This window comes from Achromobacter sp. RW408 (genome assembly GCF_003184165.1).
Lineage (GTDB): Bacteria > Pseudomonadota > Gammaproteobacteria > Burkholderiales > Burkholderiaceae_B > Achromobacter > Achromobacter xylosoxidans.
The window spans coordinates 508002-528640 of the sequence record NZ_QHHO01000047.1; the positions used below are offsets into that span (position 1 = coordinate 508002).

16 protein-coding genes and 1 pseudogene are annotated in these 20639 nt (G+C 68.4%); 8 read left to right on the top strand and 9 right to left on the bottom strand.

Annotated elements, in window-relative coordinates; translation table 11 throughout:
- Positions 1-103: 103 nt before the first annotated feature.
- Entirely contained in the window at positions 104-2170 is a 2067-nt protein-coding gene (gene metG / locus DK459_RS18450; protein WP_024070441.1) for a methionine--tRNA ligase, read from the top strand.
- Between the two features lie 84 nt (positions 2171-2254).
- Here the strand turns inward: metG and DK459_RS18455 are convergent, their stop codons facing one another.
- From DK459_RS18455 to DK459_RS18465, 3 genes are all read right to left on the bottom strand, one after another.
- Positions 2255-2992 (bottom strand): sulfurtransferase, encoded by a 738-nt coding sequence (locus tag DK459_RS18455; RefSeq protein WP_024070442.1) that lies wholly within the window; start codon positions 2990-2992, stop codon positions 2255-2257.
- Positions 2993-3087: 95 nt separating this feature from the next.
- Entirely contained in the window at positions 3088-3882 is a 795-nt protein-coding gene (locus DK459_RS18460) for an META and DUF4377 domain-containing protein (protein WP_006385847.1), read from the bottom strand.
- A gap of 138 nt (positions 3883-4020) precedes the next feature.
- Complete coding sequence (locus DK459_RS18465) at positions 4021-4551, bottom strand: META domain-containing protein (RefSeq protein ID WP_020926270.1); 531 nt, start codon at positions 4549-4551, stop codon at positions 4021-4023.
- A 265-nt stretch (positions 4552-4816) separates the two neighbouring features.
- Here DK459_RS18465 and DK459_RS18470 point away from each other — a divergent pair, with 265 nt between their 5' ends.
- Entirely contained in the window at positions 4817-6016 is a 1200-nt protein-coding gene (locus DK459_RS18470; protein ID WP_324610090.1) for an acyltransferase, read from the top strand.
- On the opposite strand, the gene DK459_RS18475 is transcribed toward DK459_RS18470, so the two are convergent.
- A complete protein-coding gene (locus DK459_RS18475) occupies positions 5997-6392 on the bottom strand; it encodes a helix-turn-helix domain-containing protein (RefSeq protein WP_080564226.1) in 396 nt (131 codons plus the stop codon). The two genes, DK459_RS18470 and DK459_RS18475, sit on opposite strands and share 20 nt — an antisense overlap.
- 680 nt (positions 6393-7072) lie before the next feature.
- On the opposite strand from DK459_RS18475, the gene DK459_RS18480 reads away from it, so the two are divergent.
- Both DK459_RS18480 and kch read left to right on the top strand, forming a co-directional pair.
- Positions 7073-7888: a winged helix-turn-helix domain-containing protein gene (locus DK459_RS18480; RefSeq protein WP_024070445.1), complete on the top strand. Its 816-nt coding sequence runs from the start codon at positions 7073-7075 to the stop codon at positions 7886-7888.
- Positions 7889-8327: 439 nt separating this feature from the next.
- Positions 8328-9518, top strand: a complete 1191-nt coding sequence (kch, locus tag DK459_RS18485; protein ID WP_370445606.1) for a voltage-gated potassium channel protein — start codon at positions 8328-8330, stop codon at positions 9516-9518.
- On the opposite strand, the gene DK459_RS18490 is transcribed toward kch, so the two are convergent.
- The 5 genes from DK459_RS18490 to DK459_RS18515 all read right to left on the bottom strand — a co-directional run bounded on the left by DK459_RS18490 (position 9515) and on the right by DK459_RS18515 (position 13604).
- Positions 9515-9883 (bottom strand): DUF4156 domain-containing protein, encoded by a 369-nt coding sequence (locus DK459_RS18490; protein ID WP_006385841.1) that lies wholly within the window; start codon positions 9881-9883, stop codon positions 9515-9517. The two genes, kch and DK459_RS18490, sit on opposite strands and share 4 nt — an antisense overlap.
- Before the next feature lie 84 nt (positions 9884-9967).
- Positions 9968-10201, bottom strand: coding sequence for a helix-turn-helix transcriptional regulator (locus DK459_RS18495; protein WP_006385840.1), 234 nt, complete (start codon positions 10199-10201; stop codon positions 9968-9970).
- A complete protein-coding gene (locus DK459_RS18500) occupies positions 10201-10863 on the bottom strand; it encodes a hypothetical protein (protein ID WP_054499208.1) in 663 nt (220 codons plus the stop codon). The genes DK459_RS18495 and DK459_RS18500 overlap by 1 nt, the downstream gene beginning before the upstream one ends.
- 455 nt (positions 10864-11318) lie before the next feature.
- Positions 11319-12902, bottom strand: a complete 1584-nt coding sequence (locus tag DK459_RS18510) for an EAL domain-containing protein (RefSeq protein ID WP_370445602.1) — start codon at positions 12900-12902, stop codon at positions 11319-11321.
- Positions 12903-13001: 99 nt separating this feature from the next.
- Entirely contained in the window at positions 13002-13604 is a 603-nt protein-coding gene (locus DK459_RS18515) for a TetR/AcrR family transcriptional regulator (protein ID WP_058207495.1), read from the bottom strand.
- A gap of 236 nt (positions 13605-13840) precedes the next feature.
- On the opposite strand from DK459_RS18515, the gene DK459_RS18520 reads away from it, so the two are divergent.
- From DK459_RS18520 to rbbA, 4 genes and pseudogenes are all read left to right on the top strand, one after another.
- Complete coding sequence (locus DK459_RS18520) at positions 13841-15361, top strand: alpha/beta hydrolase (protein WP_070540269.1); 1521 nt, start codon at positions 13841-13843, stop codon at positions 15359-15361.
- A 2-nt stretch (positions 15362-15363) separates the two neighbouring features.
- Positions 15364-16797, top strand: a pseudogene (locus DK459_RS18525) (efflux transporter outer membrane subunit); the annotation flags it as partial.
- Between the two features lie 21 nt (positions 16798-16818).
- Positions 16819-17886, top strand: coding sequence for an HlyD family secretion protein (locus tag DK459_RS18530; protein ID WP_070540275.1), 1068 nt, complete (start codon positions 16819-16821; stop codon positions 17884-17886).
- Positions 17886-20639 carry a ribosome-associated ATPase/putative transporter RbbA gene (gene rbbA, locus DK459_RS18535; RefSeq protein WP_070540278.1) on the top strand — a complete coding sequence of 918 codons (2754 nt, stop codon included), beginning with the start codon at positions 17886-17888 and terminating at the stop codon, positions 20637-20639. Before DK459_RS18530 ends, rbbA begins: the two co-directional genes overlap by 1 nt.

Below are 20639 nucleotides of genomic sequence, written 5' to 3' on the forward strand. Positions count from 1 at the left end.
GCGTCGTTTCAGGGGCCCGCCCCCGACCGCGCCGGGCGCATGCTCGCCATTGCCCTAAAATGGCCGGCCAACCCATTTTTCCCTTCAACCTCGACCGACAACCATGTCTCGCACTCTCTTTGTCACCACTGCGCTGCCCTACGCCAACGGATCCTTCCACATCGGCCACATCATGGAATACATCCAGGCCGACATCTGGGTTCGTTCGATGCGAATGGCGGGCCACACGGTGCACTTCGTGGGTGCCGACGACGCGCACGGCGCGCCGATCATGCTCAAGGCCGAGAAAGAAGGCATCACGCCGCAGGCGCTGGTGGCCCGCTACGCCGCCGAGCGCCCGCAGTACCTGAACGGCTTCCACATCCGTTTCGACCACTGGCACACCACCGACTCGCCCGAGAACGTGGCGCTGTCGCAGGACATCTATCGCGCGCTCAAGGCGCAGGACCTGATCGAGACCCGCTCCATCGAGCAGTTCTACGACCCGGTCAAGGGCATGTTCCTGGCCGACCGCTACATCAAGGGCGAATGCCCCAAGTGCCACGCCAAGGACCAGTACGGCGATTCCTGCGAAGTCTGCGGCGCGGTCTACGCCCCGACCGACCTGATCAACCCGTATTCGGCCCTGACCGGCGCCACGCCGGTGCTGAAATCGTCGGATCACTTCTTCTTCAAGCTGTCGGATCCCCGCTGCGTCGAATTCCTGCAGCAATGGACCACCGGCAGCAACGCCAATGGCGGCAAGCACCTGCAGCCTGAAATGCTGGCCAAGACCCGCGAGTGGCTGGGCGCCGAGGACGGCGAGGCCAAGCTCGGCGACTGGGACATCTCGCGCGACGCGCCCTACTTCGGCATCGAGATCCCGGACGCGCCGGGCAAGTACTTCTACGTCTGGCTGGACGCGCCGGTGGGCTACCTGGCCTCGCTGAAATCGTACTGCGCGGTCAAGGGCCTGGACTTCGACGCCCTGCTCGACCCGGCCGGCAGCACCGAGCAGGTCCACTTCATCGGCAAGGACATCGTCTATTTCCACGCGCTGTTCTGGCCCGCGATGCTGAAATTCGCCGGCCGCAAGACGCCGGACGCGGTCAACGTGCACGGCTTCATCACCGTCAGCGGCGAAAAGATGTCCAAGAGCCGCGGCACCGGCATCTCGCCGCTGCGCTACCTGGAACTCGGCATGAACGCCGAATGGATGCGCTACTACATCGCCGCCAAGCTGAACGCCCGGGTCGAGGACATGGACTTCAACCCCGAGGACTTCATCGCCCGCGTCAACAGCGACCTGGTCGGCAAGTACGTCAACATCGCCAGCCGCGCCGCCAGCTTCATCACCAAGCACTTCGACGGCGCCCTGGCCTATTCGGGCGACACCGCCGCGCTGGCGGCCGAATACGCCGCGCAGGCCGAATCGATCCGCGCCGCCTTCGAGGCGCGCGAGTACAACCGCGCCATCCGCGAGATCATGGCCTACGCCGACCGCATCAACCAGGCGTTCGACACGGCCCAGCCGTGGGTGCTGGCCAAGGGCATCGCCACCGCCGACGAGGCGCAAAAGGCCGCGCTGCAGGACATCTGCTCGCGTTCGCTGGCCGGCTTCAAGGCCCTGTCGGTGATGCTGGCGCCGGTGCTGCCGGCCCTGGCCGAACGCGTCGCGCGCGAGCTGTTCGCCGCCGATGCCGACTTCACCTGGGCCGACGCCGCCGTGCTGCCGCAGCGCGTGGCGCCGTTCAAGCACCTGATGCAGCGCGTCGAGCCGCAGATGCTGGAAGACCTGTTCGAGCCGCCCGCCGCCCCCGCCGTGATCCCCGGCGGCGAGCCGCTGGCCGAGACCATCTCGATCGACGACTTCGCCCGCGTCGACCTGCGCATCGCGCAGATCGTCAACTGCGAGCACGTCGAAGGCTCGACCAAGCTGCTGCGCCTGACGCTGGACGTGGGCGAAGGCCGCCACCGCAACGTCTTCTCCGGCATCAAGTCGGCCTACCAGCCCGAAGACCTGATCGGCAAGCTGACCGTCATGGTCGCCAACCTGGCGCCGCGCAAGATGAAGTTCGGCGTCTCCGAAGGCATGGTGCTGGCCGCCAGCCACGCCGACGAGACGGTGGACGCCGGCATCTACGTACTGGAGCCGTTCCCCGGCGCCAAGCCCGGCATGCGCGTGCGCTGATCCGCACTCCCGAGCCATGAAAAAAAGCCCGCAATCTGCGGGCTTTTTTTCAGGCGGCGGCGCGCCGGTCCTCGCGGGACGGGATCAATCCTTGCTCGGCGCCAGCGCCGGGTCGAGCGAGATGCGCTCGTCGAACACGAAGCACTTGCCGTCGAACCCCGGACCGCCGGTTTCCTCGAAGTATTTGAGGATGCCGCCGTCGAGCTGGTAGACGTTGTCGATGCCGGCCTCGTTCATGTAGATCGCGGCCTTCTCGCAACGGATGCCGCCGGTGCAGAAGCTGACCACGGTCTTGCCTTGCAGTTCGTCGCGGTGCGCCTGCACCGCCGCGGGGAATTGCGTGAAGCGGTCGATGCGCCAGTCGATGGCGTCGCGGAAGGTGCCTTCGTCCACTTCAAAGGCGTTGCGCGTGTCCAGCATGACCACGGGGCGGCCGCTGTCGTCGGCGCCCTGTTCCAGCCAACGCGCCAGCGTCTTGGCGTCCACGCCCGGCGCGCGGCCGGCCTCGGGCCGGATCGTCGGGTGATTCATGCGGATGATTTCGCGCTTGATCTTCACCAGCAGCTTGCGGAACGGCACCTGCGCACTGTGGCTGAACTTCACCTCCAGGTCGGCGAACCGGGCATCGCCGCGCAGGTCGCGCAGAAAGCCGTCGATAGCGCCGGCCTGGCCCGCCAGGAACAGGTTGATGCCTTCCTCGGCCAGCAGAATGGTGCCCTTCAGGCCGGCCGCGCCAGCCACGGCCAGCAGCCGGGCGCGCAGCTCGGGCAGCGCGTCCAGCGAAACGAATTTGTAGGCGGCGATATTGACGACGGAAGACATGGCAAAGCGGGGCGTTGAGCGGCGAAGGGCGTAATAGTAATCGCTGGACCGCGGCGCCCGCTTGCCACGGATCAAGCGCGGCCCACCGAACCGCCTCAGCGGCGCACGATTTCCTGTTCCACCACCGTATCCAGCACCCAGCGCAGGCCCGAGGCGTCGGCTGGCGGGTTGGGGTCCCTGACCTCGACCACTCGCAGGCGGTAGCGGATGCCGGGCTGGAAATTGAAGCCGGTGATATCGCCATACCAGAGCTGCCAGGGCTGCGTCGGCGTATCGCGCACCTGATAGCACATGGCGCGCCCGGCGCCGGCGTTGCACGGCACGCGCTCGGCGTTGACGTAGACCAGCTTGGTCGCGCCCACCTGGCCGCCGGCGACGGGATCGAGGCGACGGCCGAAATCCAGCGTGTCGCCGTTGCTCAGCGCCCACGTCATGCGTCGCGGATTGCTGGTGTTGTCGAAGGACGTGGCGGTGATGCGCGTCAGGCCGGCCAGGAATTCCTGTTCGAGCTTCATGTTCACCGGCGCGCAGGCCTTCATCGTCGCCACCGGGTTGGACTGGATGATCAACTGGCCGTTGGCCACCGTATAAGGCGCGCTGTAGGTGTTGCAGCCGGCGAAGCCGGTCGCGCGGGTAGCGCCCTGGTCATGGATGAAGCCGATGGTCACAGGCACCGAATTGGATGACGGATGCGGGATCTCGCGCAACGCGCCGCCGGGGCGGGTCCAACGCGCCAGGTCCCAGTTGGTCTGCGCCAGCACGTCCGAGGCAGCGGCCGGCTGGAAGCGCGGGTCGCGCCCGTCCGCGGTGCGCGGCGGCGCCGCGCAGGCCGCCAGCGTCAAACCAAGCGCGCACGGCGCGATCCAGCGCCAGGCAGAGGACAAGGACATGGAAATCTCCCGCAAGAAACAAGGACCGCCCGCCGCGGCACGCTTGCCGGCGGTTTCGGGCAGCGCCCATTGTAGGCGCGCCCCGCCTTGCGGCCGGATGCCGCAAAACATACTGAAACACCTGGCCGGCGCGCGCGTTCAGGGAGTGGGCGGATCCTGGCGGCGCTCGAACTCCAGCACGTCGCCGCCGCGCAGGTTGAACGTCAGATGGCGCGGCGCGCCGCCGCTGTCCAGCGTGAACGTGTCGATGACGGTCAAGCCGCGCAGATAGTCGGCTTCCAGCGCGGCGCGCTCGGCCGGCACGCACGCCATGCGGGTGGCGGCGGGCGCGTCGATGGCCAGTTTGCCGCCCTGCAGCTTATAGCTGCCCTGGTAGCGGTTGCAGCCCGAGAAGCCCTCGGCGCGGTACTGCTTGCCCTGTGCCAGGAAGGTCAGGCGGATCGGCTCGCCATTGTCGCCATGCGGAATATCGCGCAAGGCCCCGCCCGCGCGTGTCCAGCGCACCAGTTCCCAGCTGGTCTGGGCCAGCGAGTCCGCGCTGCTGGCCGCGTTGGCGGCGGCGGCGCCCTCGGCGCGCGCGCCGCCGGTGGACCCGGCGCAGCCAGCCAACGCCACGGCCAGCACCCCGACGCCCAGCACCCGGCAACGCGAAGACAGGAAGGTAAACATCGACAGCACTCCTGAAAAGACACAACCTCGACTGTAACCGCCATGAGGCCAGCACGTCCCGTGCCTCCGCCCGACAGCCGAAGCCTAAAGCTGCACCCGCTCATCGCGCGCGCTACATCGCGCGCAGGGGGCCTGCATCGAATGCCGCATGGCGGGGCGCCGTCGCCACGCGCAGAATCGACTGACACTTCCCGACAGGCCGGGCGCGGATCGGCGCCCGGCCCGGGCAGCCATAACAACAATTTCCGGAGACACGGCGATGGGCATGTTGAGAACCTTGCTGGCGCTGTCCGTCGTGCTCGACCACCTGGGCGGCGGCGCCACCGACTGGCTGGTGGGCGGGCGCCTTGCCGTACAGCTTTTCTACGTGATCTCGGGCTTCCTGATTTCGTATGTGCTGACCGCCACCGACCACTATCGGGGCGCGCCGGGCAGGTTCTATGCCAATCGCGCCTTGCGCCTGTATCCCGTCTATCTGGCCGTGGCCGCGCTGACGCTGCTGGCGTACCTTGCAGGCGGTGGCGAGGCGTTCTGGCGCGTCTACGAAGACCTGCCGCTGTCCGCCGAACTGTTCCTGGCGGTGTCGAACCTGGTGATCCTGGGCCAGGACTGGCTCATGTTCTTCGGTATCGAACAGGGTGGCCTGGCCTTTACCGGCAGTTTTGTCCACAGCGAAGTGCCGCTGTACCAGGGATTGCTGGTGCCGCAGGCGTGGACGCTGGGCGTGGAAATGAGTTTCTACCTGGTCGCGCCTTTCGCGCTGCACTCGCCGCGCCGCTTGCTGGTGCTGCTGGTGGCCTCGCTGGCGCTGCGCGCGGCGCTGATCGCCAGCGGCATCGGCCAGGGCGATCCCTGGACCTACCGTTTCTTCCCAACCGAATTGGCGTTGTTCCTGCTGGGTTCGCTATCGCACCAGGTGCTGCTGCCACGCTGGCAGGCCTGGAGCCGGCGCGTTGCGCGGCTGCCGGAACTGGGCACGGCGTTGCTGTTGCTGTATGCGCTGGCCCATTTTTCCATTGGCCTGCCGCCCACCTTGCGCGATGGCATCGCGGTGTTGCTGTTCGCTGCGCTGCTGCCGCTGGCCTTCCTGTTCCAGTCACGGCACCGGCTCGACAAGGCGATCGGCGAACTGAGCTATCCGATCTACATCTGCCACGCGCTGGTCATCCTGTTCTTCGGCTGGCTGCTCGACGGCACCCAGGCGCGGCAGCCGGCGATGTTCATGGCGCTGGTGGTGGCCGGCTGCATCGGCTTGGCCGCGTTGCTCAACAGTCTCATCGCCGAGCCGGTGGAACGCCTGCGGCGGCGCCTGCGCGTGGACGCGCCGCTCGCAGGCGTGGGATCGGCGCCGCGCACCGTCAACCCGGCCGGCGTGGCGCGCGGCGCGGCGCCTCTGGACAGGGCGCCCGTCCGACACGCCGCGTCCGCCGGCGGCACGGTGGGGACTATTCGCCGCGCGCCTTGATGTAGGCGGCCAGCACCTGCTCGATCTGGCGCTTTTCCTGCAGGCTCAGGCGTGCATAGGTGGCGTACGACACCGTTTCGAACGGCCAGGGCGGCTGTTCAGGCGCGTCACCGGCGCCGGCGACGGACGTGGCATGGCCAGGATTGAGCATCGGCCCTTCGCCGGTGCTGAGCCACATGGGATTGACCCGCAGCGCGCGGGTCAGCTTGATGAGTGCATCGCTGGAAGGCTGCAGGCGCTGGCCGCTTTCGTAATTGCCGATAGCGCTTTGCGACAGGTTGCTCGCGACCGCCAAGTCCTTTTGTGTCCATCCCTGAAGCATTCTTGCGTTGCGCAGACGATGGCTAAACGTGTCCAATCGATCAACCTGAGACATTAATATGAATTTATTTATTTGATTAAAACATCTCAATACTGCCGCCAAATAAACGGATTGCACCCCAATTCCGTGGCTAATCCGTAAATCGCGGCGCCCTCCTCCCGGCCCCGTGCGGGCCCCTGCCCCGCCACCGCGAAACTGACCCGCGGCGATGCAAAAAACCCCTTTCTATCATCGGCTTGCGGTCGGCACGGCGCCATCCCGACGGCACCCGCCGCGCGCGGACGCGCGACGTTGGCGCGGGGTTAACGCCGGCCCGAGTTTATGGTTTTTCGGCGTGTGAAAATAGAAAATAATGTATCGGTAATACTTAATATCTTCAGGTCTCAACCACGCAAAACAAACAGCGTTCCAAGCGCCACGCGGAAATATGCCTCGCGTCAATTGTTACCACCAGAAACTACAGAAACGTATCTTCACAAAAAAACACGCCCGTGTTTAAATGAAACACGGGCGTGACTTCCATGCGGAATCGGATCATCGGCGGCCTGGGCGCAACGCGCTCGAGCCAGGCGCCGCCCCGGACCCCGACCGCGGCCTCAACCTGCCGCGGCCCACACGCTGGGCACCAGCCCAGACCTTCGCCCGCCACCAGACAACACCGCCAGATGCCGCCACATCATGGCGCAGCAAAGGGAGAGGGGCATGACACGCAACGCAGGCGCGGACGGGCATCCATGAACAACACACTGGATGTCATTTTTCTGGCCCAGGACGACGCCAGGCACGGCCGGCTGGTCCAAGCGCTGTCCCATCTCGGATTCAGCGTACGTCGCTGCCACGACCTGGCCGACGTCTACGACCGCTATTCCCGCCGCGCCTGCCCGCTGATCATCCTGGAAGCGCCGCTGCCCGATATCCACAACGCCGCCGTACGGTTGCGCGCCATCGACCGCAGCCTGGGCATCGTCGCCATCGCGCCCTTCGGCGCCGAGGAAAACCGCATTCGCACCTTGCTCTGCGGCGCCGACGCGTGCCTGCCGCCGGAGGTCACCGGCCTGGAGCTGGCGGCGGTGCTGCAGGCGCTGGTGCGCCGCGCGGTGGGCCTGGACCTGTCCGAACCGGTGGCCGAGCCGCCCCCCGACGACCCCCTGCAGGAAACCTGGCGCCTGGCCAACAAGGGCTGGACCCTCATCAGCCCCGCCGGGCGCAGCCTCGGGCTGACCACGGGCGAGCGTGATTTCCTGACCCGTCTGGTGAAGGCGCCCGACCGCAAGGTCAGCCGCGACGCGTTCTATCCCGACGGCGCCGAAGACGCCGACGGCGCCATCACGCGGCGCCGCTTCGTAGACGTCATGATCAGCCGGCTGCGGCGCAAGGCGACGGCCAATCACATGACCTTGCCGATCCGCGCGGTGCATGGCTGGGGCTATATGTTCGCGGCGGATATCGCGCTGGAACTGGATCCGCGGGAAGGAGGAGAGGAGAGTCGTCCGGACGGACAGGAGGCCTGGCGCCGCGACACCGCAGATGCGGGCGCGCCATCTTACTGATACGCTGGCGCCAGGAGCCTGGCGATGGGCGAAAAAAACGCGGCGCTGCCCCGAAGGTAAGACGCCGCGCTAAAACAACACGTGAGCCTGGAGTCATCAGCCGGCACTGATGCCTTCTACCTAGATCACGCGATTCCAACATTCGTGCCTCATACTACTCACGCACGGACTGGCCGTGAGCCCGGTTGGGGTCTCTAGTCCCCACCCAAGCTGCAGCGTGATAACGCCCGGGGATTTCGTCCGCCCTGGCAGCTGGCGGGCTCGTCGCCCGTATCAGCGGCGTTCCTCTCGGATAGCCGCGTGATGAAGGCAGTTTAGGACGTCGGGCGCAATTCAAGTAATTCTTTGTTGATAGCCTTCTATACATATTGGATATAGCAAGCCCCCGACGGGCGCCTATAGAATGCAGGCAAAGGATGCCCCTGCCATGCCCAATCCCCTGACCGGCCTCGCGCGCCGCCTGCGCCGTGTGATCTCCCTTGTGCCGCCCAACTGGTGTCTCGCCATCCTGGTGGCCCTGGACGGGTATGCCTTCATGCATCCGGTGCTGCGCGAAGTGCGGACGCGCGAGTATTCGTTCTGGCTGGCGCTGGACAACTGGCGGGACGTGATGCAGGTGGTCGGCCTGCTGGAGATCCCGCGGCTGGTGCTGGGGGTGGGGCTGCAGATCATCGCCCTTGGCCTGATCCTGAAGGCGCGCATCGCCTGGGCCTTCTCGCTGGTGCTGCTGATCGGCATCGGCACCTTCGCCATCCTGGGCGACAGCGGCCGCGCCGGACTCGGCATCTATACGCTGGTGCTGGTGGTGGCGCTGGTCGCCTATTGGCGCCGCTTCGATCGCGCCAGCGTCACGGCCGGCTCGCTGTTCGCGCTGGTCAGCATGGTGTCGCTGCTGATCTATGCGGTGTTCGGCACGCTGTACCTGGGCGAGGAATTCAATCCGCCCATCAAGGACGCGGCGACCGCCCTGTACTTTTCCATCGTCTCGATGTCGACGGTGGGCTATGGCGACATCACGCCGCACAGCAACGCGGCGCGGCTGTTCACCGCGTCGATTATCATTCTCGGCATCACCGTCTTCGCCACCTCCATCAGCGCGATCGCCGGCCCGGTGATCGGCGGCAACCTGAAACGGCTGGTCAAGGGCCGGTTTTCCACCGCCATGAGAAAAAACCACATCATCATTGCCGGCGCCACGCCCCTGGCCATGAGCGTCTACGACGGCCTGCGGCGCCGCGGCGACGAGGTCACGGTCATCGTGCCTGCCGGCGCGCCGCAGGAGTACCCGGCCGCCACCGACCTGATCGAAGGCGATGCCTCCAGCGTCGAGGTGCTGCGCAGCGCGGGCGTGACCCGCGCGCGCTATGTGCTGGCGCTGCGCGAGGACGACGCCGAGAACGCCTTCATCGTGCTGGCCGCCAAGGAAGCCGCCGGAGAACAGGGCGCCAGGACGGTGGCCCTGGTCAACACCAGCAAGCACCTGGAAAAAATCCGGCGGGTGCAGCCCGACCTGGTGTTCTCGGTGCAATTGCTCGGTGCCGAACTGCTGACGCGCGCCATCAACGGCGAGCCGCTGGACAGCCAATCGATCACCGACCTCTTCTTCGCCAAGGCGGCGCCACAACGCTAGCCGCAGCGATAGACATTGCCGGACAGCGTGACGTTGGTCTGCTCCATGTGATCCTTGCCGCCCGTCTGTCCGGCGCGCTGCGTCAACAGATAGACCACGTTGCCGCCCATCGCGGCGGCGCGATTCTTCAGGTCATTGCGGGCCCCCGTTTCCATGTCGGCGTTGGAGGTGATCGCTCCCGCCAGGAAGTTGCCCTGGCTACCGGTGACATCGCCCAGGAAGACGCATTCCTTGCCGGGTTCGTTGTGCGTGATGCGCACGCTCGCGGCGCCGGGTGTCAGCGCGATGGGCGCGCAGGCGGCCAGCGCGGTGGCGCAGGCCAGGAAAGAAGCGATACGCGACGCATCGCGGGACAGGGTTTGCATGACGGCAGGCATCCATCGAAAGGACGTGGGAATCCCACGCATGGCCACGCGCCACGCGCAGGGGAAAGCAGGAACGGGAGGGAGTCAGTCGGGGGCTTCGTCGCCCGCCGCCGGGCCTGGCTGGTATTCGAGCAGGTCGCCAGGCTGGCATTGCAGCACTTCGCAGATGCGTTCGAGCGTGTCGAAACGCATGCCCTTGACCTTGCCCGACTTGAGCAGCGACAGGTTCGGCTCGGTGATGCCGATCTCCTGGGCCAGCTGACGCGCCTTCATCTTGCGCTGCGCCAGCATCACATCCAGCCGCACGACAATCGCCATCAGATGAACCCCCGGTTCTCTTCCGCGACCCGGGCCGCCTCTTCCATGGCCCAGGCCAGCGAAAACAGCAGGCCACCCAGCAACGCCAGCAGGATGTCGCTGACGTCGATATCGATCAGCATGTGCGGGCCCTGCCCTGGTCCGTTGGCCAGCGTCAGGACCAGCGCCAGCACCGTCTTCAACACCGGCACCGCCGCGCTGAACACCGTGACCAGCAAGGCGATGCCGCGCAGCCGGCGCGCGGTGGCGACCGTGAGCACATCGCCCCGGCCGAAATCGCTGAACATCGCGTAGGCGTGCGCGATGCCGCGCAACGCCAGCCCCGCCAGCGCCCCGAACAGCGCGAAACCCAGTAGCCGGTAGCCCGGCCCCAACTGCAGGTGCGGCGCGGGCGGCGGTCCGGCCAGCCCGACATGGGCGGCCGCGCTGTCGACCGAGGCCGGCGACGGGGTGATGCCGAGGAACGAATAGATGCCGCGCGCCAGCACCGCCTCGGCGGTGAAAAACCACATGCCGATCAGTGCGGCGACCAGCAGCAGCGCCACGGCGATGAGCAGGCCACGCATCCATCGCGACAGCACGCGGATGCGTTCAAACCGGTCGCGCCCTGGCGGCGCGGGCGGGGTTTGTTGGGTGGGAGTCGAAGTCAGCGCTGCGGCCACGGGAGCCTCCAGAACACGTTGCGAAGGTAATGACGTTGCTGTAGTGTAGCAACAAATTATCGTCAAACGATAATTTTTTATCCTAAAAGGAAAACCATGCGGTCAGCCATCGCGATCGCCGCGCTAGTCGCCGCGGCCTTGTTGTTCATGGCGCTGGCGTCGGCTTGCGCCTGTGGGCGGGACACGCCTGGCCGGGCCTGCCACCGCGACAGGGGCGCGCCGGCCGTGCGCACCGCCAGCGTCTGGTCACTGGGCCAGCGCTTTGCATTGCCGACCTTGCCAAGGCTGGGCTTCCCGTCCGTGCGCGACGGGGCGGCATGCGCCTGTTGTGACCGGGGCCCATTGCCCCGGACCGGAACGGCTTCGGAGGCGGCGGACGAAAAGGATCGCGGCAAGCCCTGGCAGATATCGGCGTCCGGGCGGCCCGCGCAGGCCATGGAGTGAGCGCGCCGCGCTCAGCCCCGAAGCGTGGCCGGCACCGGTGGCTCGGCCGCTTTGTCGGCATACCAGCGCACGAAGTCGGCCGACCGCATGGGCCGCGCGAACAGGTAGCCCTGGATGAATGCCACGCCGCGCTCGGTCAGGTAAGTGAATTGTCCAGGGGTTTCCACCCCCTCGGCCACGACCGCCAAGCCCAGGCGGTGCGATAGCGTGATGATCACGTCCAGCACCGGCGCTTCCTCGCCGTTGTCCTGGATGGCCTGCACGAAGCCCTTGTCGATCTTGAGATAGTCGACCGGGAACATCTGCAGGTACGACAGCGAACAATGTCCCGTGCCGAAATCGTCGATCGCGACGAAAACGCCCTGCGCGCGCAGCGCGTCGATATTGCGGCGGGCCTGGCCATTGTCGGAGATCAGGCTGCGTTCGGTGATTTCCAGCACCATCAAGGACGGCCGGATCGCGCCGCGAAAGGCCTGGATGTCCGCGACCAGGGCGGGACTCGACAGATGTTCCGGCGCCACGTTCACGGCGATATGGAAATCGGGCGGCGTGTTCCAGGCCTGCATGTCGCGCTGGATCAGCTTGAGCAAGTGTTGCGTGAGCGGCACGATCATGTTTTCGGCCTCGGCCGCCGCGATGAAGATGTCGGGCCGCACCGGCCCCACGCCCGGCCGGGTCCAGCGCATCAAGGCCTCGGCGCCTTCGCAGCGACCGGTGGCCTTGCCGTAGACCGGCTGGTATTCGACGTGCAGCTCATCGGCGTCCATGGCGCGGCGCAATTGCTCCTTGAACGACTGCCGGTTCACTTGCAGGCGGTAGGCGCCGAAGGCCAGCAACGCCCCGCACAGCATCGCCACGGGCAGATAGGTGACCAGCAGCTGCTGCCAGGCGCGCACCACGGCTTCGGACGGCGCCATCACCCTGATGACCAGGTCGCCGCGGCCGGCAACCGCCTCGGTCGACTCAAACAGGCTCTCGGCCGCCGCCGTGCCCCAGGCATCGTTGCGGATGGGCGCGCCCCGGCCCAGCGTCACTTCGAGCTGGTAGGCCCCCAGCGACGACACCGCGTTGAGCAGGTCCTGCACGTAGCGGCCGTCGACCACCACCACGCCGCCGCGGCCGTCCTCGCCCGCCATGCCCAGCAGCAAGGCCGGGCGGTCGGGCGCCAGGGGCGTGCCGGACACGCTGACGAACCACTGCGTCGGCGGCGTGCCGACCGGCCAGCGGTGGAACGCGCCAGTCTCGTAGTCCACCTCGCCCAAGGCCGACGAGCAATAGATGTGCTCGCGCTTGACCAGCAACAACGAGCGGAAATACGGATTGAGCGTGCCCCAGCGGTACAGGTCGGGACGCGCCGTCTGGCAGGACTGCGCGGACAGGGCCGTGACCCGCGGCAGGATGTCGAGGGCGCGAGCCATGATCTGGCCGGTCTGCACTCGCACGATCCGGCCCGCCGTGGCGGCTTCGGCGCGCTCGGTGCTCAGCGCGTGCAGCCAGGTCCAGCCGATGCAACCGAGCACCGGCAGCACCAGGGCCAGTGCCACCGGGAAATAGCGCCAGGACGGCACGCGGACCGTCATTCCTGAGGTGGGCACATCTTCCTCGCAGCGTCAGTCATGGGGGTGTCGCAAGGATACAGGGCGGCGCGGCCCCGCGCATCCACGGCGACGCCGCCGCCGAAGGCAGGCGCGCGGCTACAGCAGGTCGCAGATCAGCGCCACGTGCGCTTCGCGCCGCTGCGGCAGGTTCAGGCGCTCGTCCGGGCCCAGCAGGATCGCCATGAAGATGGCGTGGACCACCGGCGACAGCAGCAGCCAGGGATGCCGCAGCGCGGCGCCATCGCCGCACAGGCCGCGCGCGCGGGCCAGCTCCAGCAGTTGGGCGATGTCGGCCTGGTGCGCGTCGGCGGTCTGTTCGCGCCAGCGCCGCGCCAGGTGCGGCACGCGCAGGCTTTCGGCCAGCAGCAGGCGCATGGCGCTGATCATGGCCGGATTGGCCAGGCTGGCATAGAGATGGTTGACGAGGCGTTCGGCCAGGTGGCGCGGCGTGGTCGAGCCCTCGACCAGGGCGCGGGCGTCGAGCCGCGGTGGGCAAAGGTAGCGCGCCAGCAGCGCCTCGAAGACTTCCTCCTTGCTGGCGAAATGCGCGTACAGGCCGCCTTTGGACAGACCGGCGCGCAAGGCGATGTCATCCATCCGGGCGCCGGTGTAGCCGGCGGCCGAGAACTCCTGCAGCGCGGCATCGAGGATCTGCCCGACGCGCACGGTAGGAGGGAGACGCTGACGTTGCGAACTCATCACCCCTGCTCCCATTGCGGATTGGCGGGCAGCGCCGCCGCCCGCCAACAGCACCATTAAAAACCGACCAGTCAGTCGCTAACTTGATTCTGATCAAGGATTGATCACCACCGCGGCGGCACAATGCGTTCAAGACGTTTGAGTCGGATTGGTCCGACACCGGGCCACAAGCCCGGATGCGCGACGATCCGGCCTCGCCAGCGGCATTCCCGCCGCCCGCGCGCCCTGGAGCCATCATGCCGAAACGGAACCCGCCAGCCCCCCCGCGGACCGCGCTGCGCGCGGGCCGGTTCGATGACGACGCCTGGCGCCAATGGCCCTATGCCCTGTGGAGCCAAGGCTTCCAGCAGGCCCAGCGCAACTGGGACGCCTGCGTCCGCGCCCTGCCGCTGGCGGATCGCCACCAGCGCGACCTGGCCGCGTTCATGGTGCGCCAATGGCTGGAGTGGTGGGCCCCGGACAACAACCCATGCACCAATCCGCTGGTGCTGCGCCAGACCTTGCGGGAAGGCGGCGCCAATCTGTTGCGCGGCGCGCAGGCCGCCTGGGAAGACGGGCTGCGCCAGCTGGGCGGCCTGCCGCCGGCCGGCGCCGAACAGTTCCGTCCCGGCCACGAGGTGGCGGTCACGCCCGGCAAGGTCGTGCTGCGCAATCCGTTGGCCGAACTGATCCAGTACCGGCCCGCGACCCGCCAGGTGCGGCCCGAGCCGATCTTCATCGTGCCAGCCTGGATCATGAAGTACTACGTGCTGGATCTGTCGCCGCACAACTCGCTGATCCGCTATCTCGTCGGCCAGGGCTATACGGTGTTCTGCGTGTCGTGGAAAAACCCCACGGCCGCCGACCGCGACCTGGGCCTGGACGATTACCTGCGCCTGGGTGTGCGCGAGCCGTTGCAAGCGATCGCGGCGATCGTGCCCGGCGCGGCGGTGCACGCGGCGGGATACTGCCTGGGCGGCACGCTGCTGGCCATGGCCGCCAGCGCCATGGCGCGCGACGGCGACTCGCGGCTGGCCAGCCTGAGCCTGCTGGCGGCGCAAACCGACTTCAGCGAGCCCGGCGAGCTGGGCCTGTTCATCGACGCGTTCCAGGTCGCCCTGATGGAGGCCGAGATGGCGGCGCTGGGCTATTTCCCGGCGCGGCAGATGAGCGGCGCGTTCCAGTTGCTGCGCGCGCAGCAGCTGGTGTGGTCGCGCATGATCTCGGAATACCTGCTGGGCCAGCGCCGCCCCATGAACGACCTGCAGGCCTGGAACGCCGACGCCACCCGCATGCCGGCGCGCATGCACGGCCAATACCTGCGCCACCTGTACCTGAACAACGACCTGGCCGCCGGCCGCTACGCCGTGGACGGCCGCCCGGTGCGGCTGCAGGACCTGCGCCTGCCGACCTTCTGCGTCGGCACCGAGACCGATCATGTGGCGCCATGGCGTTCGGTCTACAAGCTGCACGAACTGTCGCCTGCCGCGCTGACCTTCGTGCTGACCAGCGGCGGTCACAACGCCGGCATCGTCAGCGAACCGGGCCATCCGCGGCGGCGCTTTCGCAGCCTGCTGCGCGCGGCGGGTCAGCCGGCGCTGGCCCCGGACGCCTGGCTGGCGGCGGCCACGCCGCACGACGGTTCCTGGTGGCCGCACTGGCGCGCCTGGCTGGACGGGCTGTCCGGCAAGCCGGCCAGGCCCCCCGCGATGGACGCCGCGCGCAAGGGCTACCCCGCGCTGGGCGACGCGCCCGGCACCTATGTGATGGAGCAATGAGCATGACCCGCCGTCCCCTTGCGCGATGGCGCGCCGCCCGGCTGGCGCCGGCCGCCCTGGCCGTACTGCTGGCGCAAGGCTGCGTGTCGATGGCGCCGCAATACGTCCGGCCCACGGCGCCAGTGGCGGCCGTCTATCCCGGCCAGGCCGCCGCGCCCGACGCCTCGCTGCCAAGCGCGGCGCGGGTCGACTGGCGCGGCTACTTCACCGATCCCGTGCTGCAAGGCCTGATCGGCGACGCCCTGGCGCACAACCGCGACCTGCGCACGGCCCTGCTGCGGGTCGAGGAAGCGCGGGCCCTCTACGGCATCCAGCGCGCCGACCAGTTCCCCACGATCGGCGCGCAGGCGGACGGCAGCCGCGGCCGCACGCCCGGCGACCTGAACCTCACCGGCCAGCCGCAGGTGGCCAGCCAGTACCAGGTCGGCGTGGGCATGGCGGCCTGGGAACTGGACTTCTGGGGCCGCGTGCGCAGCCTCAAGGACGCCGCGCTGGAAAACTACCTGGCCTCGGACGCCGCCGCCGAAGCCGCCACGCTGAGCCTGATCGCGCAAGTGGCCGACAGCTACCTGACGCTGCGCGAACTGGATGAGCGGCTGGCGCTGACGCGCGCAACCATCGCCTCGCGCGAGGAGTCGCTGCGCATCTTCCGCCGGCGCTACGAGGTGGGCTCGATCTCGAAGCTGGACCTGACCCAGGTCGAGACGCTCTGGCAACAGGCGCGCGCGCTTGGCGCCGACCTGGAACAGGCCCGCGCCACGCAGGCCCATGCGCTGGAACTGCTGACCGGCCAGCCGCTGGCGCAGCCGCTGCCGCGCGCCGGCCTGGACGACGACAGCGTCATGCGCGACCTGCCGGCCGGGCTGCCGTCGGACCTGCTGACCAATCGGCCCGACATCGTCGCCGCCGAACACCAGCTGCGTGCCGCCAACGCCAACATCGGCGCGGCGCGCGCCGCCTTCTTTCCGCGCATCACGCTGACGGGCGCGTTCGGCAGCGCCAGCGCCGAACTGGACGGCCTGTTCGGCGGCGGCAGCCGCGCCTGGAATTTCGCGCCCAGCATCAACCTGCCGATCTTCGACGCGGGACGCCGCGGCGCCAACCTCGACCTGGCCGAGGTGCGGCGCGACCAGGCCGTGGCCAGCTATGAGCGCGCCATCCAGGGCGCCTTCAAGGATGTCGCGGACGCCCTGTCGGCGCGCCGCTGGCTGGCCGAACAGGTGCAGGTATTGCGCGCCACCGTGGACGCGCAAAGCGAACGCGCGCGGCTGGCCAAGCTGCGCTACGACCACGGCGCCTCGCCCTATCTGGAGGTACTGGACGCGCAGCGCGACCTCTTGGCCGCCCAGCAGACGCTGGTGCAGACCCGCCGCGCGCTGCTGTCGGCCCGTGTCGGCCTGTACGCCGCGCTGGGCGGGGGCACGCAGGCGCGCGCCGCTCAACACAGGATCCGCATCATGAAGCTGTCCACCCGAAAACTGATTCCCCTGCTCGCGATCGTGGCCGTGGCGGCCGCCGGCTACTACGGCTGGCGCATGCTGTCCGACACCGGCCCGGGCGCGGGCTTCGTCAGCGGCAACGGCCGCATCGAAGCCACCGAGGTCGACGTCGCCACCAAGCTGGCCGGGCGGGTGCAGGACGTGCTGGTGGCCGAAGGCGATTTCGTCAGCGCCGGCCAGCCGCTGGCCCGCATGCAGATCGACACGCTGCAGGCGCAGCGCGAGGAAGCCCGCGCCCAGCACCAGCAGGCCGTCAACAATGCCGCCAGCGCCGGCGCGCAGGTGGCGCAACGCGAAAGCGACAAGCTGGCCGCCGAGGCCGTGGTGGTGCAGCGCGAAAGCGAGCTGGACGCGGCGCGCCGCCGCCTGGCGCGTTCCGAGACGCTGTCGCGCGAAGGCGCCTCGTCGATCCAGGAGCTGGACGACGACCGCGCCCGGGTGCGCAGCGCGCAGGCCGCCGTCAACGCCGGGCGCGCCCAGGTCAAGGCGGCACAGGCCGCCATCGACGCCGCCAAGGCCGCCCAGGTTGGCGCCCAGTCCGCGGTCAACGCCGCGCTGGCCACCATCGCCCGCATCGAGGCCGACATCGCCGACAGCGAACTGCGCGCCCCGCGCGACGGCCGCGTGCAGTACCGCGTGGCGCAGGCCGGCGAAGTGCTGGGCGCGGGCGGCAAGGTGCTGAACATGGCCGACCTGGCCGATGTCTACATGACCTTCTTCCTGCCGGAGCAGGCGGCCGGCCGCGTCGCCCTGGGCCAGGACGTGCGCATCGTGCTGGACGCGGCGCCGCAGTATGTGATTCCGGCCAAGGTGTCGTTCGTGGCCAGCACCGCGCAATTCACGCCCAAGACCGTCGAGACGGCCACCGAGCGCCAGAAGCTGATGTTCCGCGTCAAGGCGCAGATCGCGCCCGAGCTGCTGCGCCAGCATCTGCGCCAGGTCAAGACCGGCCTGCCGGGCGTGGCCTGGCTGAAGCTGGACGCCGACGCGCAATGGCCCGCCAACCTTGAAGTCAAGGTGCCGTGATGACCGCGACCACGACGGCCTCCCCCGCCCCGGTGGTCAAGCTGTCGGGGGTGTCGCTGCGCTACGGCAGGACGCTGGCGCTGGATGGCATCACGCTCGACATTGCCGCCGGCCGCATGATCGGCCTGATCGGGCCGGACGGCGTGGGCAAGTCCAGCCTGCTGGCGCTGATCGCCGGATCGCGCGCGGTGCAGGAGGGCACGGTCGAGGTGCTGGGCGGCGACATGGCCAGCAAGCGCCACCGTGACGACGTCTGCCCGCGCATCGCCTACATGCCGCAGGGCCTGGGCAAGAATCTCTACCCCACCCTGTCGGTGGAAGAGAACCTGCAATTCTTCGGCCGCCTGTTCGGCCATGGCGAGGCCGAGCGCCGCCGCCGCATCGACAGCCTGACCCGCAGCACCGGCATGGCCGCGTTCCTGTCGCGCCCGGCGGGCAAGCTGTCCGGCGGCATGAAGCAGAAGCTGGGCCTGTGCTGCGCGCTGATCCACGATCCCGACCTGCTGATCCTGGACGAGCCCACCACCGGCGTCGACCCGCTGGCGCGGGCGCAGTTCTGGGACCTGATCAACCAGATCCGGCGCGATCGCCCGGGCATGAGCGTGATCGTCGCCACCGCCTACATGGACGAGGCCCAGCGCTTCGACTGGCTCATCGCCATGGACGAAGGCCGCGTGCTGGCTACCGGCACCCCTGACGAACTGCGCCAGCGCACCGGCACCGGCTCGCTGGAAGCCGCCTTCATCGCGCTGCTGCCCGAGGAAAAGCGGCGCGGCCACCAACCCGTCGAGATCACGCCGCTGGCGCTGGACGAAGACGCCACCATCGCCATCGAGGCGCGCGACCTGACCATGCGCTTCGGCGACTTCGTCGCGGTGGACCATGTCAATTTCCGCATCCGCAAGGGCGAGATCTTCGGCTTTCTCGGATCCAACGGCTGCGGCAAGTCGACCACCATGAAGATGCTGACGGGCCTGCTGCCGGCCAGCGAAGGCAAGGCCTGGCTGTTCGGCGCCGAAGTCGACCCGCGCAACATCGACACGCGCCGCCGCGTCGGCTACATGTCGCAGGCGTTTTCGCTCTATGGCGAACTGACCGTGCGGCAGAACCTGGTGCTGCACGCGCGGCTGTTCCATGTGCCCGAGGCCGACATCCCCGGCCGCGTCGCCGAGATGGCGGCGCGCTTCGGCCTGGGCGATGCGCTGGAGGAACTGCCCGAGAACCTGCCGATGGGCGTGCGCCAGCGCCTGTCGCTGGCGGTGGCCATGGTGCACAAGCCCGAACTGCTGATCCTGGATGAGCCGACCTCGGGCGTGGACCCGGTGGCGCGCGACAACTTCTGGCGCCTGCTGATCGCGCTGGCGCGGCAGGACCAGGTCACCATCTTCATCTCGACGCACTTCATGAACGAGGCGCAGCGCTGCGACCGCATGTCGCTGATGCACGCGGGCAAGGTGCTGGTGAGCGCCTCGCCCGACGAGATCACCCGGATGCGCGGCGCCAAGACGCTGGAGGAAGCCTTCATCGCCTACCTGGTCGATGCGGGCGCGGGCACGGCACCCGACGCGGCGCGGGATGTTGAGCAGGCGCCTGTCGCGCAGCCGCCGGCAGCCGCGCACGAGCCGCGCGGCTTCAGCATGCAGCGCATGTTCAGCTACATGTGGCGCGAGGCGCTGGAGCTGCGCCGCGACCCAGTGCGCGCCACCCTGGCGCTGGCCGGTTCGCTGCTGCTGATGTTCGTGATGGGCTTTGGCATCAGCCTGGACGTGGAAGACCTGCGCTACGCGGTCATGGACCGCGACCAGACCACGCTGAGCCAGAACTACAGCCTGAACCTGGCGGGCTCGCGCTACTTCATCGAGCAGCCGCCGATCAGCAGCTACCAGGACATGGACGCGCGCATGCGCAGCGGCGAGCTGTCGCTGGCGATCGAGATTCCGCAGGGGTTCGCGCGCGACGCCGAGCGCGGCCGCAACGCGCAGGTCGGCGTCTGGATCGACGGCGCCATGCCGCAGCGCGCCGAGACCATCCGCGGCTACGTGCTCGGCATGCACCAGGGCTGGCTGCAGCAGCAGGCGCGCGAACGGCTGGGCGCCGCCGCCACGCAGGCGGTCGGCATCGAGACACGCTTTCGCTACAACCCCGACGTGCGCAGCCTGCCGGCCATGGTGCCGGCCGTGATCCCGCTGTTGCTGCTGATGATGCCGGCCATGCTGACCGCGCTGGCGGTGGTGCGCGAGAAGGAGCTGGGCTCGATCATCAATCTGTACGTCACGCCGGTGACGCGGCTGGAATTCCTGCTGGGCAAGCAGGCGCCCTATGTGGCGCTGGCGATGCTGAACTTCCTGTTGATGACGCTGCTGGCGGTGACGCTGTTCGGCGTGCCGATCACCGGCAGCTTCACCACGCTGCTGGCGGCCGCGCTGATCTACAACGTGGTGGCCACCGCCATCGGCCTGCTGGCCTCGACCTTCACCCGCAGCCAGATCGCGGCGCTGTTCTTCACCATGATCGGCACGCTGGTGCCGGCGGTGCAGTTCGCCGGCCTGCTCAATCCGGTGTCCTCGCTGGAAGGCGCCGGCAAGCTGATCGGCCAGGTCTACCCCGCCACCCACATGCTCACGATCAGCCGCGGCGTGTTCAGCAAGGCGCTGGATTTCTCCAACCTGCAGGGTTCGTTCTGGCCGCTGCTGATCGCCATTCCGGTGATCCTGGGCGCCTCGGCGCTGCTTCTGAAAAAGCAGGAGACCTGA

What these genes read in the sequence shown, in the direction of transcription:
- metG (WP_024070441.1), top strand. Translation starts at nt 104, where the DNA reads ATGTCTCGCACTCTCTTTGTCACCACTGCGCTGCCCTACGCCAACGGA.
- DK459_RS18455 (WP_024070442.1), bottom strand. Translation starts at nt 2,992, where the DNA reads ATGTCTTCCGTCGTCAATATCGCCGCCTACAAATTCGTTTCGCTGGAC.
- DK459_RS18460 (WP_006385847.1), bottom strand. Translation starts at nt 3,882, where the DNA reads ATGTCCTTGTCCTCTGCCTGGCGCTGGATCGCGCCGTGCGCGCTTGGT.
- DK459_RS18465 (WP_020926270.1), bottom strand. Translation starts at nt 4,551, where the DNA reads ATGTTTACCTTCCTGTCTTCGCGTTGCCGGGTGCTGGGCGTCGGGGTG.
- DK459_RS18470 (WP_324610090.1), top strand. Translation starts at nt 4,817, where the DNA reads ATGTTGAGAACCTTGCTGGCGCTGTCCGTCGTGCTCGACCACCTGGGC.
- DK459_RS18475 (WP_080564226.1), bottom strand. Translation starts at nt 6,392, where the DNA reads ATGTCTCAGGTTGATCGATTGGACACGTTTAGCCATCGTCTGCGCAAC.
- DK459_RS18480 (WP_024070445.1), top strand. Translation starts at nt 7,073, where the DNA reads ATGAACAACACACTGGATGTCATTTTTCTGGCCCAGGACGACGCCAGG.
- DK459_RS18490 (WP_006385841.1), bottom strand. Translation starts at nt 9,883, where the DNA reads ATGCAAACCCTGTCCCGCGATGCGTCGCGTATCGCTTCTTTCCTGGCC.
- DK459_RS18495 (WP_006385840.1), bottom strand. Translation starts at nt 10,201, where the DNA reads ATGGCGATTGTCGTGCGGCTGGATGTGATGCTGGCGCAGCGCAAGATG.
- DK459_RS18515 (WP_058207495.1), bottom strand. Translation starts at nt 13,604, where the DNA reads ATGAGTTCGCAACGTCAGCGTCTCCCTCCTACCGTGCGCGTCGGGCAG.
- DK459_RS18520 (WP_070540269.1), top strand. Translation starts at nt 13,841, where the DNA reads ATGCCGAAACGGAACCCGCCAGCCCCCCCGCGGACCGCGCTGCGCGCG.
- DK459_RS18530 (WP_070540275.1), top strand. Translation starts at nt 16,819, where the DNA reads ATGAAGCTGTCCACCCGAAAACTGATTCCCCTGCTCGCGATCGTGGCC.
- rbbA (WP_070540278.1), top strand. Translation starts at nt 17,886, where the DNA reads ATGACCGCGACCACGACGGCCTCCCCCGCCCCGGTGGTCAAGCTGTCG.